A 25,751-nucleotide genomic window follows, 5' to 3' on the forward strand; every position below is an offset into this window, starting at 1 on the left:
GGGGGGGGGCCCCCGCGCTGTTTGGGGGGGGGGGGCGCGCCCCGCGGGGGGGGGGGGGCGGGGGGCGGGGGGCCCCCCCCGGGGGGCGGGGGCCCCCGCGGGGGGGCCCCCCCCCCCCCCCCCCGCTTCTGTAACGCCGGTCAGGCGGGGGCTACCGCCCGGGAACGCCGCATGGTCAGCACATACTCGACCAGCGAGATCAGCACATGCTTGGTCGACTCCCGGTTGCGGGCGTCGCAGGCCACCACCGGCACCTCGCTGGAGATGGCCAGCGCGTCCCGGACGTCCTGCGGGTCGTGGTACTGCATGCCGTCGAAGCAGTTGATGGCCACCAGGTACGGCAGCCGCCGGTGCTCGAAGAAGTCGATCGCGGCGAAGCAGTCGGCCAGCCGGCGGGTGTCGACCAGCACCACGGCACCGATGGCACCCCGGACCAGCTCGTCCCACATGAACCAGAACCGCGTCTGACCCGGCGTACCGAACAGGTACAGGATCAGGTCGCGATCGATCGAGATACGACCGAAGTCCATCGCCACCGTGGTCGTCGTCTTGCCCGGCACCTGCCGGGTGTCGTCGACGCCCACGCCGGCGGAGGTCATGATCGCCTCGGTGGTCAGCGGCGTGATCTCCGAGACCGAACCGACCAGCGTCGTCTTGCCGACGCCGAACCCACCGGCAATAACGATCTTCGCCGACGTCACGCGCCCACTCGGGGCCGGCGGCCGGTGCGACATGTCAGAGCCTGCGAAGTCCACTCAGCACCCTCTCCAGCAGTTCAGTGCCCACCGCGTCGTCGGAGTCGTCCAGAATGGTCGGCTCGTGGACCGCGACCAGGCCGTCCGTCGCCATGTCGGCGATGAGCACCCGGGCCACGCCGAGCGGAAGCTGCATCCGCGCCGCGATCTCGGCGAGCGACTGCACGCGTCCGTCACACAGCGCAGCGATGTACTGGTGCTCACGACCCTGGCCGCCATTGCCATTGGCAACGGCCCGGCCGCGCACCGTCGTCTCGACGAGCGCCTCCAGAGCGATCTCGAGTCGGGGACGGGTACGACCGCGGGTCACGGCGTATGGACGGACCAGCGCTCCGGTCGGCTCGTCACGATCGGCCATGTCGCCGCTCACCTCCTTCGTACCCGGCACCGGCTCGCCCCGGTGGAACTCGTCGTTGTCGTAGTCGTTCCCGCTTCTGACCCACCGGTCAGCGCGTCGATCAGCCCATCATCCCGACAGCCGTACGCGGCTGCGGGGTCAGGGCGTCGCCCACCCGGTCGACGAGCAGGGCCATCTCGTAGCCGACCTGCCCCACGTCGGAGCTGCGTGCGGCGAGTACCGCGAACGACGAGCCGTCCGAGATGGACATCAGGAACAGGAAGCCGTTGTCCATCTCGACGACGGTCTGCAGCACCGCCCCGCCCTCGAAGCAGCGCGCCGCGCCCTGGGTCAGGCTGACCAGGCCGGACGCGATCGCCGCGAGCTGGTCAGCGCGGTCCCGCGGAAGGTCACGGGACGAGGCGAGAAGCAGGCCGTCGGCGGAGACCGCGACCGCGTGCGCCACACCGGGCACCCGGTCGGCGAAGTTGGCGAGCAGCCATCCGAGATCCTGCGTACTAGTCATCGTTGTTGCTCCTTCTGTCCGCTCCCGGCCACGCGCCTGAGCCAGACTGCGAGGACTGCTGACCGTCCGGAGTGCCCTCCGAGCCGGCCGAGTTGCTGTCGGTCGGGTTGTTACGCCCCCGCTGCACGCCCCGGTGGTAGGCCGACAGCAGGCCCCGTACGCCTTCCGGCGTCCGGCGCTGCACCGAGGCGGACGGCTTCTCGATACCGCCCGGCACGAGCTGCGCCATCGGCACCCGCTTGGGGAGGCCCTTCTGGGTGGTCTCGGCGACCGGGACCTCGGTGGCCGCCGAGGCGGCCCGCCAGCCGTCGTCGGCCGCGGTCTGCCAGCCGGGAGACGGCTGTTGCGGCCGCCGGCTCGGCAGTGCTTCGGTGTGACCGGGACGGACGCCTTCGTTCGCCGATCCGTTGTCGCGAGGTGCTCCGCCAGCCGTCGGAGTGTGTGCCATCGGTGTGTTACCTGTCGTCCCGGGTGTTGTCTGCTGGACGGCCTGACCGGCGGCGTCGACCTTGGCGAACTGCTGGGTGGCCGCACCGTTCGCCGCCGGGCCCTGCGTTGCGGCGGTCTCCTCCGGCCCGGGCTTGCGGGTGCGGAACCAGGCCGACTCCAGCTCCCGGAAGATCGGCAGCTCCATCGTCTCGTCCGCGTACCGCTGGCGGTTGGCCGTCGACTGCGGCGTGGTCGGCCGCGGCGCGGGGGCCGACGCGGGCCGGCTGAGCGCCGGCGGCGTCTCCGGCCGGGCGACCCGGGGCAACTCGGTGGTCATGTCCAGGCCGGCGGCGAGGCGTTCCGGCACCGGCGGTGCGGCGGCCGGGTCCGGCGCGGGAACCGGCGGCCACGCCGGCGGGGCGCCGAAGCTGGGCGCGGGGGTCGGCGGGGCCGGACGCGGCAGGTGGCTCGCCGGCGGCACGGAGACCGGCTGGCCGGGGGCGGGCGAGGCCGACACCGGCTGCGCCGAGACCGGCGCGGCCGAGACGGGGTGGCCCGAGACCGGCGAGGCCGAAACGGGTGCGCCGGATACCGGCGGCAGGGGCGGCGCGGAGACCGGCGGGAACGGCGGGCCGGAGACCGGCGGCGGGCTGTACGGCCACGCCTCCGGGCTGCTCGGCAGCTGCCGGGGGATGGGCGGCTGCTGGCCGGTGCTGGCCGGGTCGCCGTCGGCCGGGCTGCGCCGCTGCGGCAGCGGGTCGACCGGCTGGCCGTTCGACGTGCGGGGGGTGTAGCCGTCACCACCGGAGACGCCGCTGGCCCCGGTCAGGTCGGACCAGGCCGGCATCGAGCGCGCGCCACCCGGGCCGGCCGGGGTGCCGGCGCCGTTGCGCGGCGCCGCGTCGAAGGCCCGCCCACCAAATGTCACCTGGTTGCCGGACGAGCCCGGGCGCGGGGCCGGCGGGGTCTGCGGGCCGTTGTTGAGCGCGGCCACGGCGCCGAATGCGGCGGCCAGGCCGCCGCCCTGCTGCGGGCCGGCCGCGCCGGCCGGGAGGGCGGGCGCCGGGTGGCCCCGGCCGGAGAGGGCGCGCGGCACCAGGACCGAGGTCGGCAGCGCGACGTCGGCCACCATGCCCCGGTCGCCGCCGGGCCGCAGCTCGACCTTGACGCCGTGCCGGGCGGCGAGCCGCGCGACCACGACCAGGCCCATCATCCGGGAGACCGCGACGTCCACCTGCGGCGGAGTGGCGAGCCGCTCGTTCAGCTCGCGCAGCTGCTCGGCGCTGATGCCGATGCCCCGGTCCTCCACGTACAGCGTCGCGCGGTCGCCCACCCGGCGGGCCTCCACCATGACGTGGGAGTCCGGCGGGGAGAACGCGGTGGCGTTGTCGAAGAGCTCGGCGACCAGGTGCACCAGGTCGTTGACCGCGTGCGCGGCGACCTCGATGTCCCGGTCGATCACGCCGAACTCGATCCGGGTGTAGTGCTCGACCTCGGACTGGGCGGCGCGGAGCACGTCGATGAGGGCGGCCGGCTCGCGCTGCACGCGGGTGGAGTCGGCACCGGCGAGAACCAGCAGGTTCTCGTCGTTGCGGCGCATCCGGGTGGCGAGGTGGTCGAGCTGGAACAGCTCGGCCAGCCGGTCCGGGTCCTCCTCGCCGCGCTCCAGCCGGTCGAGGTGGCCGATCAGCCGGTCGACCAGGATCTGTGACCGGCGGGCCAGGTTGACGAACATCGTCGCGACGGACGCCCGGAGGGCAGCCTGCTCGGCGGCGGTCCGGACGGCCTCCAGGTGGACGGCGTTGAACGCCTCGGTCACCTGGCCGAACTCGTCCTTGCTGCGGACCGGCAGCGGCTCGGCGATCTGGTTGGCCAACTGCACCGGGGTGAGCTGCCCGGTGACCTGCGGGTCCCGCAGCCGGGCCACCGCCTGCGGGAGGCCGTACTGGGCCACCGAGAGGGCGCCCTGCCGCAGGTCGCGCAGCGAGCGGGCCATCGAGCGGGCGACCAGGTACGCGAAGAGGATGGCCAGCAGCAGCATGCTGAACAGCAGCACGGTCTCCAGGATCACCTGGCGCTTGGTGTCCGAGCGCAGGCTGTCGGCCTGCCGGACCACGTTGCCGTCGAGCCGCCTCTCCACGGTACGGAGCAGCTTGGCGTTGGCCACCATGGCCTTGTCCCACTGGTCCGTGTTGACCTGGACATCGGACAGTTTCGCGGCGCTGCTGATCTGACGCTGGTAGTTGAGCGACTCGCGCAGGTCGGGGCCGGAGACGGTCTGCTCGTAGAACGCGGCGTCGGCCTGGTTGGCGATCGCCTTGAAGTTCTCCTGCGCCTGGATCCCGCCGGTCCCGGTGGCGATGAACTTGTCGCGTAGCGCCGGGGTGAGGGCCCTGCCCAGCAGGGCCTGGTGAACGACCAGGCGGCGCTGGGACAGCCACTCCTTCTCCCGGGCGACGGCGGCACCGGCCCGCATCCGGTCGCTCAGGTCGTTGTCGCCGGCGAGCTGGGTGGCCGAGTCCCGGATCGAGATGAGGTCGTTGATCAGTCCCTCGTACGCCTGCTGCGCGTCGCTGATGGTCATCTTGCCGTTGAGCACCTGGCTCCGGGTCCCCGGCAGGTCGGAGAGACTCTTGTCGATCTTGCCGAGCAGGCGATCGAAGTTCGCCGGCAGGCCGTCGATCGCGTTCCGCTCCTGCCGGTAGGGCGTCTTCACCTGGTCGACGCGCTGGTTGGCCCGGTTGTAGGCCTCCTCGTACTGGGCCCTGGTCTGGACCTGGCTCGAGCCGAGCCACAGCACCGCGTTGACCCGCTCGTCCTGCAGGGTGTCGACCAGATCACCCGAGTAGCCGATCAGATTGGCCAGGTTGCCTGCCCGGTTGGCATTGTTGAGCGTCCCCAGGTGGTCGACCAGACCACTGGTGCCGACCACGACCGTGGCGATGGTCGGCACGATCATGATCAGACCGAGCTTGGACCAGATCGGCATGTCGCGGAGCCGGCTGGCCGGCCGGCGCAGCCGCGACAGGAAGGAGCCCGCCGTCGTTGGCCGTTTGCTCACGTCACCGCCCTCGCATTACCGCGTCCGGACGTCGCCGTTGGGCAACGCCGAGCGACCGACCCGGCGGGTCGGACCTCCGAGATTCCATCACGCCGCCCGGCAAACGGAAAGCCCAGGTTGTCCGTCGCCGTTGGTGTGATGAGATGTTGATGCAATTTGGCAGCAATCTGTCTGGCCGGAGTCACTGAAAGTAATGGAACACCCTCACCGCGTCGTCCTCCTCGCTGGACCTTCCGGCTCCGGAAAGTCGTACATAGCCGAGCGAACCGGACTTCCTGTGCTCTGCCTTGACGACTTCTACAAGGACGGCGATGACCCTACGTTGCCGCGCCGGAACGGACAGGCCGACTGGGAGTCGCCCCTGTCGTGGGACGCGGACGCAGCGGTGGACACGATTGCCCGACTGGCCCGGGACGGCAAGGCCGAAGTGCCGGTTTATGCGATCGGCGCAGACCGTAAGGTGGCCACCCAGCCATTTGATCTCGCCGGATCGCCACTTTTCGTGGCCGAAGGGATCTTCGCCGCCGAGATCGTCGACGAGTGCCGGCGCCGCGGCCTGCTCGCCGGGGCGTACGCGCTGCGCCGGCCGCGGGGGGCGACCTTCGTCCGCCGACTCGCCCGCGACCTCTCCGAGCAGCGCAAGGCGCCCCGGGTGCTGATCCGGCGCGGGGTGGCGCTGCTCCGCGCGGAGCCCGCGGTGCTGCGCCGGCAGACCAGGCTGGGCGCCGAGGCGGCCCGGGCCGGCGAGGTGCTGCGCCGGGTGGCCGCGCTGCTCGCCGGCCACCCGCACCAGCATCCGTGATCAGCCGATCAGCTTGGCGTACGCCGGCTTGATCACCTCGTCGATGATCGCCAGCCGCTCGTCGAACGGGATGAAGGCGCTCTTCATCGCGTTGATGGTGAACCACTGGAGTTCCTTCCAGCCGTAGCCGAAGGCCTCCACCAGCAGCGCCATCTCCCGGGACATCGAGGTGCCGCTCATCAACCGGTTGTCGGTGTTGACGGTCACCCGGAAGCGCAGGTCGCGCAGCAGCCCGATCGGGTGCTCGGCGATCGACGGCGCCGCCCCGGTCTGCACGTTCGACGACGGGCAGAGCTCCAGCGGGATCCGCTTGTCCCGGACATAGGCGGCCAGCCGGCCCAGCACCGGCGGCGACCCGGGGGTGATGTCGTCGACGATCCGGACGCCGTGCCCGAGCCGGTCGGCGCCGCACCACTGGATCGCCTGCCAGATCGACGGCAGCCCGAACGCCTCGCCGGCGTGGATGGTGAAGTGGAAGTTCTCCCGCTGGAGGTACTCGAAGGCGTCCAGGTGCCGGGTGGGCGGGAAGCCCGCCTCCGCGCCGGCGATGTCGAAGCCGACCACCCCGGTGTCCCGGTGCCGGACGGCCAGCTCGGCGATCTCCTGGGAGCGGGCGGCGTGCCGCATCGCGGTGAGCAGCGTGCCGATCCGGATCGGGGTGCCCGCCTCGGCGGCCAGGGCGCTGCCTTCGACGAAGCCGGCCACCACGGCCTCGACCACCTCGTCCAGGGTCAGGTTCCGCTCCAGGTGCTGCTCGGGGGCGAACCGGACCTCCGCGTAGACCACCCCGTCGGAGGCCAGGTCCAGCGCGCACTCGCGGGCCACCCGGCGCAGTGCGGGCGCGGTCTGCATGACTCCCACGGTGTGCGCGAAGGTCTCCAGGTATCGCTCCAGCGAGCCCGAGTTGGCCGACTCGACGAACCAGCGGCCCAGCGCCTCCGGGTCGGTGGTGGGCAGCTCGTGGCCGACCTCGGCGGCCAGCTCGACGACCGTCGCCGGCCGCAGACCGCCGTCCAGGTGATCGTGCAGCAGCGCCTTCGGGACCTTGATGATGTCCTCGTACCGGATTGCGACCATGCACAGACCCTAGTCACCGACCGCGCGGCGCGGGACGGGGCCGGCTCAGGGCCGCCAGCCGTACAGCCGCTCGACGGCGAGGCGGAGCACCAGGCGGCCGTCCGCGACCATCGCGGCCCGGTAGGCCGTCCAGTCCGGGTGCTCGCCCCGGATCCGCTGGTAGACCTCCACCAGCTCGTCGACCGTGGCGTCGTCGGTCGCCGCGGCCGGCGGGGTGACGGTCACGGTTCCCTCCGCGACCGCGTACGCCCCACCGTCCGGGGTGGTGACGTGGAAGCTCGCCCTCGGATCGCGCCGCAGGTTGCGTACCTTCGCCCGGTCGCCGGTGGTGGAGCAGCGGATCAGCCCCGGCTCGGCCAGGTAGTCCACGTTCGACAGCTGGGGCCGGCCGTCCCGGCGCAGGGTCACCAGCACCCCGCGCCCCCGCTCGCCGAACAGCTCCCAGAGTTCGGTTGACATGTCATCGACCGTAGGGCGACTTCGGTGACATGTCAACCAGTCGGGTAGGATCGCCGTATGGACGAACCACGCTGGCTGGACGAGCGGGAGGACCGCGCCTGGCGCGGCTACCGCCGGATGCGCCGGCTGCTCGACCTGACGCTGGCCCGCGAGCTGATGCAGGACGCGGGCCTCTCCGAGCCGGACTACGACGTCCTCTCCGACCTCTCCGAGGCGCCCGAGCAACGGCTACGGCTCAGCGAGCTCGCCGACCGCATGCTCTGGTCCCGCAGCCGGCTCTCCCACCACCTGTCCCGGATGCAGCAGCGCGGCCTGGTCACCCGCGAGGAGTGTCCCTCGGACGGTCGCGGATCGATCGTCGCGCTGACCCCGGCCGGCCGGGCCGCCATCGCGGCCGCCGCGCCGGGCCACGTCGCCGCCGTCCGCCGGCACCTGATCGACCTGCTCACCCCGGAGGAGGTCACCGCGCTGGGCGCGCTCACCCAGCGGGTGGTCGACCGCCTCGCCGGGCGTCCGGCCGTCCCGGAGGCCTGACATGGACCATCGCATCCTCGACCGGTTGCGCTGCCCGGTCTGCGCCGAACCGCTCGCGGAGACCACCGCCGGCACCACCCGGGCGCTGCGCTGCCCGCGCCGGCACAGCTTCGACCTCGCCCGCCAGGGGTACGTCAACCTGCTCGCCGGGCGCACGCCGCACTCCGGGGACAGCGCCGACATGGTCGCCGCCCGGGCCGACTTCCTCGCCGCCGGCCACTACGACACCGTCGCCACCGCGCTCGCCGCAGCCGCCGCCGAGGTGGTCGACCGGGTACGCGGCACCACGGACGCGGCGACGACGCGGGATGACCGTCGCGCGGACGACACCAGCGCGGCGGCGGCGCCGAGCCCGCTCGTGGTGGACGCCGGCGCGGGGACCGGCTGGTACCTCGCGGCGGTGCTGGCGGCGCTCCCCGACGCCGTCGGCCTGGCCCTGGACGTCGCCAAGCCGGCGCTGCGCCGGGCGGCCCGCGCCCATCCGCGCGCCGCGGCGGCGCTCGCCGACACCTGGCAGCGGCTCCCGCTGGCCGACGCCTCGGCCGCCGTGCTGCTCAACGTCTTCGCGCCGCGCAACGGCCCGGAGTTCCACCGGGTGCTGGACCCAGCGGGCGCGCTGCTGGTGGTCACCCCCGCCGAGGACCACCTGGCCGAACTGGTGGCCGCGCTGGACCTGCTCCGGGTCGACCCGGTCAAGGCCGACCGGGTGGCGGGCAGCCTCGGCAGCCACTTCGTCGAGGAGTCGGCGACCGTGCACCGGGCCCGGCTCGCGCTCACCCGGCCCGAGGTGGCCACCCTGGTCGGGATGGGCCCCAGCGCCTGGCACACCGACCCGTCCCGGCTCGCCGAGCGCATCGCCGCGCTGCCCGAGCCGGTGCCGGTGACCCTCGCGATCCGCCTCGGCCGGTACCGGCCGTGCTGACCGTCTCCTAGGTGGAGAGGTCGACCTCTTCCCAGCCGGGCGGCTCGTCGTGGTACGGCCCGCGCAGCACCACCGCCCACTCCAGCGCCCACCGGCGCTGTCCGATGGCGTTCGCGTCGACCAGCCCGGGCAGCGCCCGCCCGGCCTGCTCCGTCTCCAGGTACGCCCAGTCCAGGCAGTAGTGCAGGTCGAGCAGGGCGGCGGCGTCGGCCGGGTGCTGCGGGGCGGCCAGGATCCGGGCCCGCCACTGCGGGAAGGTCTCCCCCGCGACGAGATTGGGCATCCGCTCCACCAGCCGCTCGTCCACCGGCACCGTGGGGTCCAGTTCCTTGGCCAGTCCGAGCACCCAGGCCAGCGAGAAGAGCGCGTCGTGGTGCAGCACGAACGAACGGTGGTCGCCCTTGCCACCCATCACGAACTGCCACTCCGGCGGGGTCACCAGGTCAACCAGGTGCGACTCCAGCAGCCAGCTCATGGCGGCCTGCGCCGGCATCCCGAAGCACCGGGCCAGGATCACGTGCAGGATCGCGATCCGGGCCTCGATCTCGGCGGTGGGGCGCAGCTCGATCTCGTCGCCCGGTTCCCACACCAGCGGGAACTGTGGCGGCGGCAGCGGCAGGCCCAGCCGGGACAGCTCGTCGAGGCTCGCCTCACGGACGGCCCGCGGGTCAGGGGCGGGTACGCGCACGGCTCAGGGTCCTGTCTGCTCGCATCGGCTCATCGCCGGTCGCTATCCCCCCCTTGGCCAGGGAGGATAGCGGCTCGGCGGGCTCAGCACCACGGCCGGAGCCGGGCCGGACTCTCAGCCGATCCGGTCGATCACCAGCGGTGCCGCGGCCGGCGCGTCCGGCGCGATGCGGACCGCCCGCTGCGCCTCGGCGAGCGCGGCCGGAATCCGCTCCGCGTGCTCGGCGCGCAGCTCGTAGAGGGGCTCGCCGACGCGTACCCGGTCGCCGGGGCGCTTGTGCAGCACCACGCCGGCCGGGATGCTCACCGGGTCCTCCTTGCGGGCCCGGCCGGCCCCGAGCCGCCAGGCAGCCACGCCGATCGCGTACGCGTCCACCTCGGCGACGTAGCCGTCCTCGGCGGCGCGGACCACCTCGACCTCGTTGGCCGTCGGCATCGGGGCGTCCGGGTCGCCGCCCTGTGCCCGGATCATCGTCCGCCAGGCGTCCATCGCCCGGCCGTCGCGCAGCGCCGCCGCCGGATCGGCGTCCGGCAGGCCGGCCGCGTCGAGCATCTCCCGGGCCAGCGCCAGGGTCAGCTCGACCACGTCGGCCGGGCCGCCGCCGGCGAGCACCTCGACCGACTCGGTCACCTCGACCGCGTTGCCCACGGCCAAACCGAGCGGGGTGGACATGTCGGTGAGCAGGGCCACGGTTCGCACGCCGTGCGCCTTGCCCAGCTGCACCATGGTCCGGGCCAGTTCGCGGGCGTCGTCCACGTTCTTCATGAACGCGCCCGAGCCGACCTTGACGTCGAGCACCAGCGCGCCGGTCCCCTCGGCGATCTTCTTGCTCATGATCGAGCTGGCGATCAGCGGGATCGCCTCCACGGTGCCGGTGACGTCGCGCAGCGCGTACAGCTTGCGGTCGGCCGGGGCCAGCCCGTCGCCGGCCGCGCAGATCACCGCGCCGACGTCGCGGAGCTGGGCGATGAACTCGTCGTTGCTCAGCGCGGCCCGCCAGCCGGGGATCGACTCCAGCTTGTCGAGCGTGCCGCCGGTGTGGCCGAGACCCCGGCCGCTCAGCTGCGGCACCGCCGCCCCGCAGGCGGCGACGAGCGGGGTCAGCGGCAGGGTGATCTTGTCGCCGACGCCGCCGGTGGAGTGCTTGTCCGCGGTCGGCCGGGCCACGGTGGAGAGGTCCAGCCGCTCGCCGCTGGCGATCATCGCGGCGGTCCACCGCGCGATCTCCGGCCCGGTCATGCCGCGCAGCAGGATCGCCATGGCCAGCGCCGACATCTGCTCGTCGGCGACCAGCCCCTTGGTGTACGCGTCGACGACCCAGTCGATCTGCCCGTCGCTCAGCACACCCCCGTCCCGCTTGGTCCGGATGACATCAACCGCCGTAAAAGCACTCACCAGAAGTTCCTATCAATAGTTCGACAGCCGCGTCGGGCACGAAAACCGACGGCGGTGACCACCGAGGGATCGGGCCGACCGTGACCGGCGGAGGGATCAAGCCTGACCGCCCGGAGCCGGGCAGGGTCGGCCCGATCCCCCTAGCTCGACTCCCAGCGAACCGGGATCTCCAGAGGAGGCTCACCTTCACCAGCCCAGAAGATCGTGCCCGACGCGTCCACCACCACCACACGCGGTGTCCGCGCCAGCCCCCAGGTGATCGCCTCCGCCGGCTCGTCCCAGGTCGGGCCCTCCTCCAGCACACCGGTCTCGGCGCCCTCGGTGTCCCCGGCCGACCGCTCCCAGTACGCCGTCCAGACCTGCTGCCCGGCGGAGAGGTCCGGGTGCACGAAGACCGTGCCCCGCCCCCGCCAGGCGGCCAGCCGCTCCGGCACCACCGGCACCGGCGTCTCGCCGGTCACCGCCTCCAGGTCCTCGACGCCGAACGCGTGCGGCAGCAGCTCGGTCATCCGCAGCGGGCCGCCCTTCGCCTCGATCAGGCACTCCGGGCCGCCGTTCTCCCAGAGCAGCTGCCGGCACCGACCGCACGGCATCAGCGGCTCGCCGGTGGCGTCGACGCAGGAGAGGGCGACGATCCGGCCGCCGCCGGTGGCGTGCAGCGAGGAGACCACGCCGCACTCGGCGCAGAGAACCACGCCGTAGGCGGCGTTCTCCACGTTGCAGCCGACCACCACCCGGCCGTCGTCGACCAGGGCCGCCGCCCCGACCGGGAACTTCGAGTACGGCACGTACGCGTGCCGCATCACCTCGGTGGCGGCGGCCCGCAGCCGCTCCCAGTCGATCTCCACGTGCTACCTCCGTCAGCCCTTGATGTACGGCTTGCCGTCCGCCGCCGGCGCCCGGACCCTGCCGACCAGGCCGGCCACGGCCAGGATCGTCGCCAGGTACGGCAGCATCGCCAGGAACTGGCTGGGGATGCTGCTGCCGATCGCGCCGAGGTAGGTGGCGAGCTGGTCGGCGAAGCCGAAGAAGAGCGCCGCGAGCAGCGCGCCGGTCGGGCTCCACCGGCCGAAGATCAGCGCGGCCAGGGCGATGAAGCCCTTACCGCCGATCATGTTCTTGGTGAACGAGAAGAGCGCCAGGGTGTACGAGGCGCCACCCACGCCGGCCACCAGCCCCGCCATGATCACGTTGCGGTACCGCAGCCGCAGCACCTTCACGCCCAGGGTATCGGCGGCGGTGGGGTGCTCGCCCACTGACCGGGTCCGCAGCCCCCACCGGGTACGGAACAGCGCGAAGTGGATGACCAGCACCAGCAGCAGCCCGAGGTAGAGGAAGATGTTGCTGCGGAACAGCGCCGGACCGATCAGCGGGATGTCCTTGAGCAGCGGGATCTCCCAGGTGCCGAACCGGGGGGCGCTGTTGTACTTGGTCGCGTCGGTCTGCATCAGCCGCTCGTAGAGGAAGCCGGTGATGCCGACCGCGAGCAGGTTGAGCACGATGCCCATGACCACCTGGTCGACCAGGTAGCGGATGGCGAACACGGCGAGCAGCAGGGAGATGAACGCGCCGCCGATCGCGGCGGCCACCAGACCGACCCAGACGCTGCCGGAGATGCTGCCGAAGAGCGCGCCGGAGAAGGCGCCCATCAGCAGCTGGCCCTCGATCGCCACGTTGACCACGCCGGACCGCTCGCAGAGCACGCCGGCCAGCGCGCCGAAGATCAGCGGCAGCGCCAGGACGAAGGTGTTGCGGACGACGTTGACCAGCGGCATGAAGTTGCTCCCCGCGGGCGCCGCGGAGACCTGCCAGCAGAGGAAGCTGAGCACGAAACCGACCAGCCCGACGCCGAGCAGCAGGGTGAACCAGCGCTTCGGCACTCCGGCCAGCAGCGCGGCGCCGGCCGCGGCGGCGATCAGCCCGAACAGGATCGCCCCGACCGTACCGTTGATCTCCAGCGCCGCGCCGCCCTCGGTCTCGCTGAGCGTGAACCGGGCCTGCTGATCGGTGGCGAGCGCGCCGAAGAGCACCGCCGCGAGCAGACCCAGCGCCAGCACCACGGCGCCGGCCTTGCGGGTACGCGTCCAGAAACCCTCGTCGACCGCGGTGACGGCGACCTCGGGGACAGCCATGGTGGACATGCCTCACCAGCCCTTCGCGAGGCTCGTCTGCAGCCGGGCCGCGCGGGCCGCCCGGAGCTGGAAGATCGCCTTCACCAGGGCCGGCGCGGCGATGAAGATGACGATGAGCGCCTGGAGCACGGTGACCAGCTCCAGCGAGATCCCGGAGTACGACTGCATCCGGTTGCCGCCGGCCTGGAGCGCGCCGAAGAGCAGCGCGGCCATCAGCACACCCCACGGCTTCACCCGGCCGAGCAGCGCGACCAGGATGCCGTCGAAGCCGATCTGGGCGACCACCTGCGGGGTGAGCGCGTCCGCGGTGGAACCGAGCACCATGTTCGAGCCGCCGAGCCCGGCCAGCACGCCGGCGATCACCATGACCAGCACGAACGTCTTGGTGACGCTGATGCCGGCGGTGCGGGCGGCGTCCGGGTTGGCGCCGACCGCGCGCAGCTCGAAGCCGAGCGTCGAGCGGTTCAGCAGCCAGGCCACGAACCAGGTGGCCAGCACCGCGAGCAGGATGCCCGCGTGCACCCGCAGGTTGTCGCCGAGCAGCCGGGGCAGCTGGGCGGAGGCCTCGACCGGCTTGCTGATCGCGTCGGCCCGCCGCGGGTTCTGCACCCCGTTCTGGATGATGATCCAGGACAGGAAGTAGACCGCGACGTAGTTGAGCATGATCGTGTTGATCACCTCGTGGGCCCCGGTCCGCGCCTTGAGGATGCCCGGGATGAAGCCCCAGATCGCGCCGCCGGCCGCACCGGCGATCAGCGCGACGAGCAGGTGCACCCCCGGCGGCAGCGGCAGCGCGAAGCCGGCCGCCGCGGCCAGGATGACGCCGATGGTCGCCTGCCCCTGGGCGCCGATGTTGAACAGGCCGCCCCGGAAGGCGAGCGCCACCGACAGGCCGGTGAAGACCAGGGGCGCGGTGTAGGTGAGCGTCTCCGAGATCGGGCTCAGCGCGGCGGTGAAGCCGGACGCCTCCGGGTCGAAGATCGCGCCCTTGAACAGGTTCGCGTACGCCTCGCTGACCACGGTCCAACTGGAGTTGATCGCGTCCGAGGGCCGGGCGGTGATGTAGCCGTAGGTGGCCAGCACCGCCGGGTCGGACACGATGATCAGCACCGCGCCGACCAGCATCGCCAGCAGCACCGCGAGCACCGTCACGGTGACCGTGTTCGCCGCCCAGAGGTTGTCCAGGAACAGCCGGCCGAGCGAGGGGCGGGGCTCGGCCGGGGGCTCCTTGGTGGCGGTGGCGGCCACCGCACGCTCGGAGTCGCCCGCGGGCGCGGTCGGGTTCGCCCGCGCCTCGCTCCGCGCCTCCTGCGCCTCGGTCGCCGGCTCCTTGTCCGGGGAGCCCGACACCGGGTTCGGGTTGCTCATGCCGCCACCTCGCTGCGCTCGGCGCCGGCATGAGGCACCACTGCGCTGTACTGATGATTCGCTCGCTGGCGCTCGCTCATGCGTTGTCCTCGTTGCCAGGGCCCTCGGGGGCCGCCGCGGCGGTGTCCGGGGTGATGCCCGCCATCAGCAGGCCGATCTCCTCGCGCGGGGTGTCCGGGCTGACGACGCCGATGATCCGGCCGCGGTACATCACCGCGATCCGGTCGGCCAGCCCGATCACCTCGTCCAGCTCGCTGGAGACCACCATGACGGCGGTGCCGATGTCCCGCTCGCGGATCACCCGGCTGTGGATGAACTCGATCGAGCCGACGTCCACGCCCCGGGTCGGCTGCGCGGCGATGAAGAGCTTCAGCGGCCGGGACAGCTCCCGGGCCACGATCACCTTCTGCTGGTTGCCGCCGGAGAGCGTGCCCACTGGCGCGTCCGCCGAGGAGGTACGGACGTCGAACTGTTCGATCCGCTCCTTGGCCGACTGCGCGATGGCGTCCGGCTTGAGCGACAGGCCCTTGCCGAAGGGCGGCCGGTCGTAGATGTCCAGCACCAGGTTCTCCGCGACGGAGAACTCCTTGACCAGGCCGTCGACGCTGCGGTCCTCCGGCACGTACCCGACGCCGGCGCGGAGCACCTTCTTGGTCGGCCAGCCGTGCACGGCCTCGCCGTCCAGGGTCACCGTGCCGGCGAGCACCGGCCGCAGGCCCATGACGGCCTCGATCAGCTCGGTCTGGCCGTTTCCCTGCACGCCCGCGATGCCGAGCACCTCACCGGCGTGCACGGTCAGGTCCACGCCGTCGACCGCGCGCACCTGCCGGTCGTCGTCCACCACCAGGCCGGCGACCTCGAGGATCGGCTTGCCCGGGGTGGCCGGCTTCTTGTCGACGGTCAGCCGGACGCTGCGGCCCACCATCAGCGCGGCCAGCTCGTCCCGGCTGGCGCTCGGCGAGGCCGTGCCCACGGTCTTCCCGCGGCGGATCACCGTGATCCGGTCCGCGATCGCCTTGACCTCACCCAGCTTGTGGGTGATGAAGACGATCGACTTGCCGGCGGCCTTGAGCGACCGCATGACCGCGAGCAGTTCCTCGGTCTCCTGCGGGGTGAGCACCGCGGTCGGCTCGTCGAGGATCAGCAGGTCGACCTCGCGGGTGAGGGCCTTGACGATCTCCACCCGCTGCTGGATGCCGACCGGCAGGTCCTCGATCACCGCGTCCGGGTCGACCCGCAGGTTGTACCGCTCGGAGACCTCGGCGACCTCGCGCCGGGCCCGCCGCCGGTCCAGGAAGCCGGTGAAGCCGCCCTTGACCTGCTCGGCGCCGAGCATGACGTTCTCCGCCACGGTGAAGACCGGCACCAGCATGAAGTGCTGGTGCACCATGCCGATGCCGGCGGCGATGGCGTCCGACGGGCCCTTCAGCTTCAGCGGCCGGCCGTCGACCAGGATCTCGCCCTCGTCGGGCTGGTAGAGCCCGTAGAGCACGTTCATCAGGGTCGACTTGCCGGCGCCGTTCTCGCCGAGCAGGGCGTGGATCTCTCCAGGCTCCACCGTCAGGTCGATGTGGTCGTTGGCGACCAGATCACCGAACCGTTTGGTGATGCCGCGCAGTTCGAGTCTCAGCGCAACCTCCTGGAGTGCGAGCGATGGTGCAGCGTAGCCGCTGCCGCGACGGCCGCCTGACCGGGCCGGGGATGGTGCGGACCGGCCGCCCCGGCGGGCGCGGGAGATGTCCCCACGTGCGCCGAGGCGGCCGGATCGTCGTGCGTGGTGCCCGCCGGCCTCCGCGGCCGATGATCCGCGGCGGCCGGCGAACGGGTCACTTGGTCGGCTGGGCCTTCGAGGTGACCGTGATGGTGCCGGCGGCGATGTCCGCCTTGATCTTGTCGACCTCGGCCTTCAGGTCCGCCGGGACCTTGCTGTCGAAGTCGTGGAACGGGGCGATCGACACGCCGTTGTTGGCCAGGGTGCCGACGAAGCCCGGCGTGGCCTGGAGCTTCTCGCCACCGGCGGCCTTGAGCACGGCGTCCTTGACGGCGTCCTGGATGTTCTTGACGACCGTGGTCACCAGCGCCGGGCAGTTCGGGGTGCTCTTGCAGCCGTCGGTGTCGACCCAGATGACCGAGTACTTGCCACCGGAGGCCTGGGCCGCGGCGGTGGTGCCGAGGCCGGCGCCGCCGGCGACCGGCATGATGATGTCCGCGCCCTGGGCGACCAGCGCGTCGGACACCTTCTTGCCCTCGTCCTGCTTGGTGAAGTCGTTGGTGAAGGAGCCCTTCTGGGTCGCCTTGTCCCAACCGAGCACCTGGACGTTCTTGCTCTTGGTCTTGTTGAAGTACGCGACGCCGTCGGCGAAGCCGTCCATGAAGATGGTCACCGGCGGGATCGGTAGACCGCCGTAGGTGCCGACCTTGCCGGTCTTGCTCATCCCGGCCGCGAGGTAGCCGGCCTGGAAGGCGGCCTGCGCGGTGTCGAACTGCATCGGGTAGACGTTGGCCACACCCGGGTTCGAGTCGACGATGCCGAACTGCTGGTTCGGGTTCGCGGTCGCGGCCTTCTTGGTGGCGTCCGACATCAGGCCACCGACGGCCAGGATGAAGTCGCACTTCTGGTTGACGAACCCGGTCAGGTTGACCTCGTAGTCCGCCTCGGCCTTCGACGCGACGTACTTGATGTCGATGTTGTCGTTGGCCTTCTTGGCCTCCTGGAGACCCGCCCAGGCGGAGGTGTTGAACGACTTGTCGTCGATGCCACCGACGTCGGTCACCATGCAGGCGCTGTACTTCTTGGCACCGCTACCGGCGCCGTTGTTGTCCTTGGGGGCCTCACCACACGCGGCGGCGCCCAGCACGAGGCCACCCGCCACGAAGGCGGAGGCGACGATCCGCATCCCACGCACAGAGCGCAAGACGTCTCCTTCCCATTGCACACCGCGTTGTGCGCGGTGGCAGCCCTTTCGCCGGCCTGCGGTGTGCCCGCCGGCGTCCCACGTTACGGACGGGAGCGTACGCCCGCGCCCACCCACCGGCCGACAATCGTGCACGACTGTTGGGCGTCCGTTACCCCGGTGTAACCGTTGGGTGGGGCAGATCACTTCCCGTGCCGACGGGCCTCCGGAGAGGCGTCACCAAAGTCCGTTTTCCGGTGGCGTTCACACTGCTGACGGGCTACCGCCAGAAGACCGCCACCGCCGCGTTGACCAGCGTCAACGCGATGATGGCGAGGAAGTGGCCACGGTTGACCGACTCCCGTTTGCGGGAGAAGAAGACCATGACGAAGATCAGCAGCGCGAGCACCAACTTGGTAACAAGTTTGGCGGGTGCCGGCTCGTGCCCGTCGCGCAGCGGGGCGGACAGACCGATTCCGGTCAGCACCTGGATCACCGAGCCCCAGAGCATGGCCGCGTTGATCCGCAGCCGGCCGCTGACGTACTGGGCGATCGAGCCGCCGAGCAGCATCGCGAACCCGATCAGATGGACGTAGAGAAGTACCAGCCGAAGAGCTTCCACGCCGACCATCCTGCCCCAGCAACGACGGCTTGTAGTAGTCGGCCCCGGCAGCTGCCGTCATACCGTGACCTTGGTCGGCCGCGCTCCCGGCGCCGCGCTGCGCCCGTCGGCTCCGGCCCGCCGGCGACTGACCAGGACCAGACCGATACCGACCACCGCGTACCCTGCCAGCACGGCAAGGGGCCGGCTGCCGCCCGCGCCGTCGAAGAACGCCGCCGCGCGCAGCAGCGTGCCGCCGGCTCCGACCGGCAGGTACTGTCCGACGGCTCCCCACGGCTGGGGTAGCAGCTCCGGCGCCGCGCTGACCGCGGAGAGCGGGTTCCCGACCAGGAAGACCAGCAGCGCGCCGAGCCCGATGCCGGGACCGCCCAGCGCCGCCCCGAGTCCGGCCACGGTGCCGGCCGCGGCCAGCGCGAACAGCCCGATCGCGCCCGCCTCGCGCCACAGGTCCCCGGCCAGGATGCCGAGCCAGCCGTGCAGCACCGCCACCCCGGCCAGGCCGGCGAGGGCGGCGTAGGACACCAGCCCCAACAGCCGGGCGCCGCGGCGGGTCACCAGGAAGACCAGCAGTGCACCGGCCAGCATGCTGGTCAGCGCGAACGGCAGGAACCCGGCGGCGAACCCGGCGCCGCGCGGGTCGTCCGGGTCGGCCGGGACGACCTGCTCCACCGGCACCGGGCGGCCGCCGGAGAGCTGCGCGGCGGCCTCGGTGAGCAGCGCGGCCACCGTCGGGCTCGCCGCGGGGGCGGTGTGCAGCGCGATCCCGTCCGGACCGGCGACGAAGGCGGCGTACACCTCGCGGTCGCGGAGCGCCCGGTCGGCCGCCGCCGCGTCCGGCAGCGTGGTCACCTCGAACGCGCCGGGCCGGGCGGTGGCCAGCCGGGCGGCGAGTTCGGTGGTCGCGGGCGCCGGCCCGGCGACGGCGACCGGCAGGTCACGGGGGGCGAGATGCGCCGCCGGAGCGGCGAAGAGCGGTACGAGCAGCGCCTGGGCCGCCACCGCGAGGGCGGCCAGCAGGACGGCGAACAGCCAGGGCGAGCGGACCCGGGACGGGTGAGCGGACATCTCCGCCTCCTAAAACGAACGTTCATTCTCTTAGGTTGAGGATGCGCCCCGGTCGACCTCCGGTCAAGAACGAACGTTCGCTTTACACTGTCGGTCGTGCCACGCGTATCGGACGAACACCTCGCGGCCCGCCGCCAGCAGATCCTCGACGCGGCCCGGAGGTGCTTCCTGCGCGACGGCTTCCACAACACCTCGATGCAGGACGTGATCCGTGAGGCCGGGCTCTCGGTCGGGGCGGTCTACCGCTACTTCCCCAGCAAGTACGACCTGGTCACCGCGATCGCCCAGTCCGTGATCGGCGGGGCGGACCAGGTCTTCGCCGAGCTGGCCCGCCACGAGCCGCCGCTGCCGCTGACCGAGGCGCTGGCCCGGGCCCTGGCCTACGTCGACTCCCAGAGCGGCCCGGACGGCGTGCTGCGGCTGGCCATCCAGGTCTGGAGCGAGGCGCAGCGGGACCCGGCGCTGGCCGACTTCGTCCGGACGACGTACCGCGGTTTCCGGAACCACTTCGTGGCGATCGCCCGGCGGGCGCGCGAAACCGGCGAACTGCCGGCGGACACCGACCCGGAGGCGGCCGGGGCGGCCCTGTTCGGCCTGGTCCCCGGCTACTTCATGCAGCGCATCCTGACCGGTCAGCCGGACCGCCACACCTATCTGGCCGGCGTCCGCACGCTCCTCACCGGCAGCGCCACGTCACCCGTCAGCGGTTAGCAGGCGCCCCCTGGGCAACGGAATCCGTTGACAGGAGGCCGGTGCTCACACCTCAGGCGAGCCGCCAGACCTGGAAGGTGGGGCCGTCGGCGGGCAGCATCACCACGCCGTCGGCGGCGGGCCGCAGGGCGGGTGCGCCGCCGTACGCGTTCTCCCCGGCAGGCAGGCCGGCCAGCCGCACCGGGGTGCCGGCCGCACGGCGGGCCAGCACCAGCACCGTGCCGGTGGGCGCCTCGCGCAGGAAGACCAGGGTGTCGGCGTCCGCGTGCACCCAGCGCAGGCCGCCGTGCCGCAGCGCCGGCTCGCCGCGGCGCAGCGCCAGCAACGACCGGTACGCCTCGAACGTGCGCCGGTCCCAGCTCTCCGGCCGGTGCCACGGCATCGGGGTACGCGACCCCTCCCCGTTCGTGCCGGTCAGCCCCAGTTCGTCGCCGGCGAAGACCACCGGGGTGCCCGGCATGGTGGCGAGCAGCCCGGCGGCCACCTCCTGCCGGGCCGCGTCACCGACCACGGTCCGGATCCGGGCCGAGTCGTGCGAGCCGAGCAGCTGCCACGAGTGCACGTACGACCGCCAGGAGATCAGCGACCGGTAGCTGTTCATAGTGGCGAGCACGGTGCCCGCGTCCCGCCGCCGCACCCCGCCCGGGGTGCCGAGGAAGTTCGGCAGCGGGTCGTCGCCGTGGCGCAGCCAGGACCAGACCGGGTCGGTGAAGCCGACGTAGTTCATCGTGCCGTGCCAGCCGTCCCGGTCCAGGTCGCCGGTGTGGTCGTGGCCGTGCTCGGCCAGCAGCAGCCCGTCCGCCCGGGTCTCGGCCACCACCTCGCGCAGCAGGCGCGCCACCTCGTGGGTGTACGCGTCGGCGCCCCGCCGGCCGGTCATGTTCGCCACGTCCACCCGCCAGCCGTCCAGCCCGTACGGCGGGCGCAGCCAGCGGCGCAGCAGCGAGTCCTCGGCGGTGGCGAAGCGCCGGCGCAGCTCGGCGCTGCCCCAGTTGAGCTTCGGCAGCGACTTGACCCCGTTCCAGGACTCGTAGTCGGCGGTCGCCTCGTCGAAGTAGTACAGCTCCCGCTCCGGCGCGGTGACGTCGGAGGCGGCGGCGGTGAACCAGTGGTGGGCGTCGCCGGTGTGGTTGCTGGTGATGTCGCCGAGCAGCCGCCAGCCCCGGGCGCGCACGGCGTCGGCCAGCCGGGCGAGGGCGGCGTCCCCGCCGAGCAGCGGGTCGACGGTGTCGAAGCTGGACGCGTCGTACCGGTGGTTGGAGCGGGCCGGGAAGATCGGGGTGAGGTAGACGGTGTTGACGCCGAGCCGGTCCAGGTGGTCCAGGTGCTCGGTGACGCCGTCCAGGTCACCGCCGTAGAACTGGCGCGGCGTCTCCGGCCCGCGCCCGATGACGGGGGTGTCCCAGTCGCAGGGGATCGCCCACTCCGGTGGGGTCCGGCCGTCGGCGGCGGCGGACCGGGCGAACCGGTCCGGGAAGATCTGGTAGATCACCGCGTCCCGGGCCCAGGCCGGCGGCGGAGCGTAGCTGACCAACTTGAAGTCGCCGTGGTCCGGCACGTCGTGGTCGACCAGGCCGGCGGCGTTGAGCCACCGGTGGCCCGCGCGCCCGTCGAGCAGGAACCGGTAGTTGCTGACCGGATTACGGACCTCGACGTCGGCCCGCCACCACACGTCACCGCCCTCGGTGCGGTCGACCACGGCCTCGGCGAACCGCGGCTCGCCGTCGCCGGTGGTCCGGACGTGCACCTGGCGGACGTCGGTGCCGACCGGCACCCGGACGAAGACCGGGACGCGCCGCCCGAGCGCGGGCTCCTGCTCCGGCACGTAGGTGGCGGATCCGTCGTGGTGCGGCTGGAGGGACATGGCGAACCTTTCGCGTCGTACCGACGGGGAGAGGGAGGGGCCGCCCGCCGCGGCCGGTTCCTTGACCGCGGCGGTCGTCCCGTGACTGCTCCGGTGTACGTCGACCCGACGCCCTTGCCGCAGCGTGCTTCGGAGTGGCACCACTCGCCTCGGGCAGGACGGCGAGCGGCCACCTATCCGATTTATCCCTTGACCGCTCCGGCCGTCAGGCCGGAGACGATGTAGCGCTGGAGCAGTTGGAACACCAGCACCGTGGGAACCGCGGTGAGCAGGGTTCCCGCCGCGAACATCCCGAAGTTGTTGTTCCGCTCGCCGGCGACCAGACCGAACATGCCGACCGCCAGCGTCTTCGACTCGGTGTTGGTGAGGAACACGTTGGCGATCATGAACTCGTTGATCGTGCCGATGAACGACAGCAGCGCGGTCACCGCCAGGATCGGCGCCACCAGCGGCAGCATGATCCGGAAGAAGACCTGGGCGTGCGTGGCCCCGTCCATGGTGGCCGACTCGTCCAACTCCTTCGGCAGCGTGTCGAAGAAGCCCTTCATCAACCAGGTGTTGACGCCCAGCGCACCACCCATGTAGAGCAGGAACAGCCCCCACGGGGTGTTGAAGCCGATCGCCGGCCACAGGTCGGTGACCGTGGTGAAGATCAGGAAGATCGCCACGATCGCCAGGAACTGCGGGAACATCTGGATCAGCAGCAGCGTGAGCAGGCCGAACCGCCGGCCGGCGAAGCGCATCCGGGAGAACGCGTACGCCGCGAGCGCCGAGAGGAAGATCGACACGAAGGCGGCCATCCCGGCGATCAGCAGCGAGTTGAGGAACCAGTGGGCGAAGGCGGTCTTGCGGAACAGGTTCGCGAAGTTCTCGAACGACGCGCCGGTCGGCAGCAACTCGGTCGAGGAGAGGGTGCCGAGCGGGTTGAGCGCCGCCGAGAGCACGAACAGGATCGGGAAGAGGCTGAACATCACCGCCAGCACGCCGACCACATGTCGCCAGCCCACCTGCGCGAACCAGCGGTTGCGCCGCCGGCCGGTGGCGTTGCGGTCGGCCACCGGGGCGTCCGCGAGCGTCGTCACGAGTACACCTCCTCCTGCTTACGGGTACGCCGGAAGCTGATCGCCGACACGGTCGCCACGATCGCGAAGATGAAGATCGAGACTGCGGCGGCCATCCCGAACTCGGCGCCCTGGGCACCGAAGGCCAGCCGGTAGGTGTAGGTGATGAGCAGGTCGGTCGCGCCGTTGGTGGGGTTGTCCGGCGCGAACGGGCCACCCTCGGTGGTCATCCAGATCGCGTTGATGTTGTTGAAGTTGTACGCGAACGACGCGATCAGCAGCGGCGAGAGCGCGACCAGCAGCAGCGGCAGGGTGACCGCCCGGAACGACTGCCACGGCGAGGCGCCGTCGACCGAGGTGGCCTCGGTCAGCTCCCGGGGAATCGCCTGGAGCGCGCCGGTGGCCACCAGGAACATGTACGGATAGCCCAGCCAGAGCTGCACCAGCAGCACCGCGGCCCGCGCCGTCCAGGCCTCGCCGAACCAGTCGACGCCGAGGCCGAAGAGGTTGTTGACCAAGCCGAAGTCGGTGTTGAACATGTCCCGCCAGACCAGCAGCATCGCGAACGACGGCATGGCGTACGGCAGGATCAGCAGCACCCGGTAGAAGTTGGTGCCGCGCATCCGGGGCGAGTGCAGGGCGAGCGCGATGGCCATGCCGAGCAGGAAGGTGAGCCCGGTCGAGCCGATCGCGAAGGCGAAGTTCCAGAGCAGCGTGCCGAAGAACGGGCCGGAGATGTTGGGGTCGGTCAGCACCCGGCTGAAGTTCTTCAACCCCACGTTGACCTTCCAGCCCTGGGCCAGCCGCTCGCCGTCGGCGGCCACGAAGGAGCCGCTCGCCGGGTCGGCGGTCCAGGTCTTGCCGGTCTCGCTGTCCTTGACGCAGTCGCAGCCCTCGTCGTACGCCCGGATGGCCTTGCCCTCGTAGGCGCGGGTGAGGCCGTTGGAGCGGATGGCGCCGCCGGAGGTGGGCACCACCAGGGCGGTGATGGCGTCGCTGCGGCCACTGGCCTGACCGATGTTCAGCACGGTGTAGCCGTCGGCGGCGGTGACCTTGCCGCTGAGGTTGCTGACCGTCACCTGCCCGGCGTCGAGCTTGCGCAGCCCGTTCGCGTCACCCGCGAAGACCTCCTTGGTCTTCGGGTCGCTGAGCAGGAAGACCAGCGCACCGGTCTCGGGGTCGCCCTTGGTGGCGATGGAGAGGGCGTACTCGGTGGAGCCCGGAACCTGCTTCACCGAGGAGCTCTGGATGGCGACGATCGCGTCGTCCTTGCTGCCGCGGTGGCCGTCGCCGAAGTTCGTGAACGCGGTGCTCGCGGTGTAGAGCACCGGGAAGACCTGGAAGGCGATCAGGAAGAGCGTGCCGGGGACCAGGTACTTGGCCGGGACGTGCCGGCGGCCGAGGTAGAGGTAGAACAGACCAGCGGTGGTGATCGCCAGGATCGCCAGCCCGATCCAGTGCTCGGCCTCGATCAGCGGGAACGCCGCCCAGATCGCGATGCCGGCCACCAGGCCGAGCAGGATCACCTTGACGAGGAGGCCGGTCGCGGTGATCGGCGCGTGGTTCCGCGCGGTACGGGACGGGCGCGGGAGCCCGCGGCGAACGGGCTCCCGGCCCGGAGCCTGCGTGGCAGGCTCCGGGCCGGACAGCGACGTGCTCATTACTTGATCTGACCCGCGATGGTCTTGCCGGCGGCGGTGATCGTCTGCGCCGGGTCGGCGCCACCGATGACGGCGGCCTCCGCCTTGCCGAACGGGTCCCAGATCGCGGCCATGGCCGGGATCGCCGGGAGCACCTGGCCGTTCTTACCGGCCTCCTGGAACTTGGCCAGGTCCGGGTCCTCGCCCTTGACCTGGTCGAAGGCGGCGGTCAGCGCCGGCGGGCGCGGCTCGGCCTTGTACAGCGCGACGGCCAGCTCGGGCTTGGTCACGTAGTTGGTGACGAACTCCTGGGCCAGGGCCTTGTTCTTGCCCTTGGCGGCGACGTAGAACGCCTGGACGCCCACGAACGGCTGGGCCTCCTTGCCACCGGCGAAGCCGGGGACCGGGGAGATGTCGTACTTGATGTTGGCCTTCTTGGCGTCGGCGATGGCCCACGGGCCGGAGACCAGGTACGCGCACTTCTTGCCGGTGAAGGTGGCGATGGAGTTCTCGCCGGTGATCGAGCGCTTGAGCGCCCCCTCGCCCTTCTCACCCAGCTTCGCGATCTTCTGGAAGGCCGCGATCGACTCCGGCTTGCCGACGCCCAGGTCCTTGGGGTCGTAGTCGCCGTTGGCCGCGGTGCCGAACAGGTAGCCGCCGCCGGAGGTGTACAGCGGGTAGATGTGGTACGCGTCGCCGTTCTGGCCGGACTGGAGGCAGAGGATCTCGCTGGCCTTCTTCTGGGCCTTGAGCTGCTTGCCGGTGGCGACCAGCTCCTCGATCGTCTTCGGCGCCTCGGGGGCCAGCTCGGTGTTGCGGATCAGCGCGACGTTCTCGGTGGCGTAGGGGACGCCGTAGAGCTGGCCGTTGAAGGTGACAGCCTTGACCGCGGTCTCGTTGAACGCGCTCTTCTGCTCGGCGCCGAGCTGCACCGGGTCGATGGCACCGTTCTGGACCAGGTTGCCGATCCAGTCGTGCGCGCCGACGACGACGTCCGGGCCGCTGCCCTGCTGCGAGGCGGTGACGAAGTTGGTCTGCAGGTCCTTGGAGACGGCCTGGACCTCGACGGTGACCCCGTTCTCCTTGCCGAACTCCTCGGCGAACGGCTTGAGGGCCGCGGTCCGCTTGTCGTCGGCCCAGATGACCAGCTTGCCGCCCGCCGCCTTGGCGGACTCCTTGGCGGCCGGCTTGTCGCTGTCACTGCCACCGCAGCCCGAGGCGGCGAGCGCCAGGCCGAGGACAGCGACCACACCCGCGGTACGGATGCGCATCGGTACTCCTGTCGTCATGGCGGCCCGCCGGGGGAAGGGCGGCCCGCCAGTGGAAACCTCTGAAATTTCTTGCTGACCGGCGCTGGGTGCCGCGCCGCTGCTCTCGCGTGTTGCGGGGACGTTAGCAAGGCGTTGCAG

At 71.9% G+C, this 25,751-nt stretch carries 22 protein-coding genes and 1 pseudogene; 4 read left to right on the forward strand and 19 right to left on the reverse strand.

The window, feature by feature from the left end:
* Positions 1-140: 140 nt before the first annotated feature.
* The 4 genes and pseudogenes from ACFYML_RS24325 to ACFYML_RS24340 form a co-directional block, all read right to left on the reverse strand.
* Positions 141-734, reverse strand: coding sequence for an ATP/GTP-binding protein (locus ACFYML_RS24325; RefSeq protein ID WP_242796714.1), 594 nt, complete (start codon positions 732-734; stop codon positions 141-143).
* A 1-nt stretch (position 735) separates the two neighbouring features.
* Entirely contained in the window at positions 736-1,113 is a 378-nt protein-coding gene (locus ACFYML_RS24330; protein WP_357437898.1) for a DUF742 domain-containing protein, read from the reverse strand.
* A 100-nt stretch (positions 1,114-1,213) separates the two neighbouring features.
* On the reverse strand, positions 1,214-1,618 hold the full coding sequence (locus ACFYML_RS24335; RefSeq protein WP_073839925.1) for a roadblock/LC7 domain-containing protein: 405 nt from the start codon (positions 1,616-1,618) through the stop codon (positions 1,214-1,216).
* A pseudogene (locus ACFYML_RS24340) lies at positions 1,615-5,108 on the reverse strand (nitrate- and nitrite sensing domain-containing protein). Before ACFYML_RS24340 ends, ACFYML_RS24335 begins: the two are co-directional and overlap by 4 nt.
* Positions 5,109-5,610: 502 nt before the next feature.
* Between ACFYML_RS24340 and ACFYML_RS24345 the strand changes: the two are divergent.
* Complete coding sequence (locus ACFYML_RS24345; RefSeq protein ID WP_387422834.1) at positions 5,611-5,910, forward strand: hypothetical protein; 300 nt, start codon at positions 5,611-5,613, stop codon at positions 5,908-5,910.
* Here the strand turns inward: ACFYML_RS24345 and ACFYML_RS24350 are convergent, their stop codons facing one another.
* Together ACFYML_RS24350 and ACFYML_RS24355 are read right to left on the reverse strand one after the other, a co-directional pair.
* Positions 5,911-6,987 (reverse strand): adenosine deaminase, encoded by a 1,077-nt coding sequence (locus ACFYML_RS24350; RefSeq protein WP_387422835.1) that lies wholly within the window; start codon positions 6,985-6,987, stop codon positions 5,911-5,913. It abuts the gene before it with no gap.
* 45 nt (positions 6,988-7,032) lie between these two features.
* Positions 7,033-7,446, reverse strand: coding sequence for a PPOX class F420-dependent oxidoreductase (locus ACFYML_RS24355; RefSeq protein WP_387422836.1), 414 nt, complete (start codon positions 7,444-7,446; stop codon positions 7,033-7,035).
* A gap of 57 nt (positions 7,447-7,503) precedes the next feature.
* Between ACFYML_RS24355 and ACFYML_RS24360 the strand changes: the two genes are divergently transcribed.
* Together ACFYML_RS24360 and ACFYML_RS24365 are read left to right on the forward strand one after the other, a co-directional pair.
* A complete protein-coding gene (locus tag ACFYML_RS24360) occupies positions 7,504-7,980 on the forward strand; it encodes a MarR family winged helix-turn-helix transcriptional regulator (RefSeq protein WP_073839929.1) in 477 nt (158 codons plus the stop codon).
* Position 7,981: 1 nt separating this feature from the next.
* The gene (locus ACFYML_RS24365; protein WP_387422837.1) at positions 7,982-8,902 is read left to right on the forward strand and encodes a putative RNA methyltransferase; all 921 of its coding nucleotides are present in this window, start codon (positions 7,982-7,984) and stop codon (positions 8,900-8,902) included.
* A gap of 7 nt (positions 8,903-8,909) precedes the next feature.
* On the opposite strand, the gene ACFYML_RS24370 is transcribed toward ACFYML_RS24365, so the two are convergent.
* The 9 genes from ACFYML_RS24370 to ACFYML_RS24410 all read right to left on the reverse strand — a co-directional run bounded on the left by ACFYML_RS24370 (position 8,910) and on the right by ACFYML_RS24410 (position 19,066).
* Positions 8,910-9,590: a DUF4272 domain-containing protein gene (locus ACFYML_RS24370; RefSeq protein ID WP_387422838.1), complete on the reverse strand. Its 681-nt coding sequence runs from the start codon at positions 9,588-9,590 to the stop codon at positions 8,910-8,912.
* 114 nt (positions 9,591-9,704) lie between these two features.
* Positions 9,705-10,985 carry a thymidine phosphorylase gene (locus ACFYML_RS24375; protein ID WP_387422839.1) on the reverse strand — a complete coding sequence of 427 codons (1,281 nt, stop codon included), beginning with the start codon at positions 10,983-10,985 and terminating at the stop codon, positions 9,705-9,707.
* A 140-nt stretch (positions 10,986-11,125) separates the two neighbouring features.
* Positions 11,126-11,833 (reverse strand): cytidine deaminase, encoded by a 708-nt coding sequence (locus ACFYML_RS24380; protein ID WP_357437549.1) that lies wholly within the window; start codon positions 11,831-11,833, stop codon positions 11,126-11,128.
* A 12-nt stretch (positions 11,834-11,845) separates the two neighbouring features.
* Positions 11,846-13,126 (reverse strand): ABC transporter permease, encoded by a 1,281-nt coding sequence (locus ACFYML_RS24385; RefSeq protein WP_387422840.1) that lies wholly within the window; start codon positions 13,124-13,126, stop codon positions 11,846-11,848.
* Between the two features lie 3 nt (positions 13,127-13,129).
* Positions 13,130-14,485, reverse strand: coding sequence for an ABC transporter permease (locus ACFYML_RS24390; RefSeq protein WP_073839935.1), 1,356 nt, complete (start codon positions 14,483-14,485; stop codon positions 13,130-13,132).
* Positions 14,486-14,561: 76 nt separating this feature from the next.
* Positions 14,562-16,115 carry an ABC transporter ATP-binding protein gene (locus ACFYML_RS24395; protein WP_387422958.1) on the reverse strand — a complete coding sequence of 518 codons (1,554 nt, stop codon included), beginning with the start codon at positions 16,113-16,115 and terminating at the stop codon, positions 14,562-14,564.
* A 196-nt stretch (positions 16,116-16,311) separates the two neighbouring features.
* Positions 16,312-17,382, reverse strand: a complete 1,071-nt coding sequence (locus ACFYML_RS24400) for a BMP family protein (RefSeq protein WP_387422959.1) — start codon at positions 17,380-17,382, stop codon at positions 16,312-16,314.
* A 277-nt stretch (positions 17,383-17,659) separates the two neighbouring features.
* Positions 17,660-18,001 carry a hypothetical protein gene (locus tag ACFYML_RS24405; RefSeq protein ID WP_387422841.1) on the reverse strand — a complete coding sequence of 114 codons (342 nt, stop codon included), beginning with the start codon at positions 17,999-18,001 and terminating at the stop codon, positions 17,660-17,662.
* Between the two features lie 57 nt (positions 18,002-18,058).
* Positions 18,059-19,066, reverse strand: a complete 1,008-nt coding sequence (locus ACFYML_RS24410) for a hypothetical protein (protein WP_387422842.1) — start codon at positions 19,064-19,066, stop codon at positions 18,059-18,061.
* A gap of 96 nt (positions 19,067-19,162) precedes the next feature.
* On the opposite strand from ACFYML_RS24410, the gene ACFYML_RS24415 reads away from it, so the two are divergent.
* Positions 19,163-19,777 (forward strand): TetR/AcrR family transcriptional regulator, encoded by a 615-nt coding sequence (locus tag ACFYML_RS24415; RefSeq protein ID WP_387422843.1) that lies wholly within the window; start codon positions 19,163-19,165, stop codon positions 19,775-19,777.
* A 52-nt stretch (positions 19,778-19,829) separates the two neighbouring features.
* Here the strand turns inward: ACFYML_RS24415 and ACFYML_RS24420 are convergent, their stop codons facing one another.
* From ACFYML_RS24420 to ACFYML_RS24435, 4 genes are all read right to left on the reverse strand, one after another.
* Entirely contained in the window at positions 19,830-21,641 is a 1,812-nt protein-coding gene (locus tag ACFYML_RS24420; RefSeq protein ID WP_387422844.1) for a glycoside hydrolase family 13 protein, read from the reverse strand.
* Positions 21,642-21,823: 182 nt separating this feature from the next.
* Positions 21,824-22,723 carry a sugar ABC transporter permease gene (locus ACFYML_RS24425; protein ID WP_387422845.1) on the reverse strand — a complete coding sequence of 300 codons (900 nt, stop codon included), beginning with the start codon at positions 22,721-22,723 and terminating at the stop codon, positions 21,824-21,826.
* A complete protein-coding gene (locus ACFYML_RS24430; protein ID WP_387422846.1) occupies positions 22,720-24,363 on the reverse strand; it encodes an ABC transporter permease subunit in 1,644 nt (547 codons plus the stop codon). Before ACFYML_RS24430 ends, ACFYML_RS24425 begins: the two co-directional genes overlap by 4 nt.
* Positions 24,363-25,613 carry an extracellular solute-binding protein gene (locus ACFYML_RS24435; protein ID WP_387422847.1) on the reverse strand — a complete coding sequence of 417 codons (1,251 nt, stop codon included), beginning with the start codon at positions 25,611-25,613 and terminating at the stop codon, positions 24,363-24,365. Before ACFYML_RS24435 ends, ACFYML_RS24430 begins: the two co-directional genes overlap by 1 nt.
* Positions 25,614-25,751: the final 138 nt, after the last annotated feature.

This window comes from Micromonospora sp. NPDC007230 (assembly GCF_042869115.1).
GTDB lineage: Bacteria > Actinomycetota > Actinomycetes > Mycobacteriales > Micromonosporaceae > Micromonospora.

Coding starts and splice junctions, on each gene's coding strand:
- ACFYML_RS24325 (WP_242796714.1), bottom strand. CDS start 734: ATGTCGCACCGGCCGCCGGCCCCGAGTGGGCGCGTGACGTCGGCGAAG.
- ACFYML_RS24400 (WP_387422959.1), bottom strand. CDS start 17,382: ATGCGGATCGTCGCCTCCGCCTTCGTGGCGGGTGGCCTCGTGCTGGGC.
- ACFYML_RS24435 (WP_387422847.1), bottom strand. CDS start 25,613: ATGCGCATCCGTACCGCGGGTGTGGTCGCTGTCCTCGGCCTGGCGCTC.
- ACFYML_RS24350 (WP_387422835.1), bottom strand. CDS start 6,987: ATGGTCGCAATCCGGTACGAGGACATCATCAAGGTCCCGAAGGCGCTG.
- ACFYML_RS24430 (WP_387422846.1), bottom strand. CDS start 24,363: ATGAGCACGTCGCTGTCCGGCCCGGAGCCTGCCACGCAGGCTCCGGGC.
- ACFYML_RS24365 (WP_387422837.1), top strand. CDS start 7,982: ATGGACCATCGCATCCTCGACCGGTTGCGCTGCCCGGTCTGCGCCGAA.
- ACFYML_RS24410 (WP_387422842.1), bottom strand. CDS start 19,066: ATGTCCGCTCACCCGTCCCGGGTCCGCTCGCCCTGGCTGTTCGCCGTC.
- ACFYML_RS24420 (WP_387422844.1), bottom strand. CDS start 21,641: ATGTCCCTCCAGCCGCACCACGACGGATCCGCCACCTACGTGCCGGAG.
- ACFYML_RS24355 (WP_387422836.1), bottom strand. CDS start 7,446: ATGTCAACCGAACTCTGGGAGCTGTTCGGCGAGCGGGGGCGCGGGGTG.
- ACFYML_RS24330 (WP_357437898.1), bottom strand. CDS start 1,113: ATGGCCGATCGTGACGAGCCGACCGGAGCGCTGGTCCGTCCATACGCC.
- ACFYML_RS24335 (WP_073839925.1), bottom strand. CDS start 1,618: ATGACTAGTACGCAGGATCTCGGATGGCTGCTCGCCAACTTCGCCGAC.
- ACFYML_RS24360 (WP_073839929.1), top strand. CDS start 7,504: ATGGACGAACCACGCTGGCTGGACGAGCGGGAGGACCGCGCCTGGCGC.
- ACFYML_RS24390 (WP_073839935.1), bottom strand. CDS start 14,485: ATGAGCAACCCGAACCCGGTGTCGGGCTCCCCGGACAAGGAGCCGGCG.
- ACFYML_RS24385 (WP_387422840.1), bottom strand. CDS start 13,126: ATGTCCACCATGGCTGTCCCCGAGGTCGCCGTCACCGCGGTCGACGAG.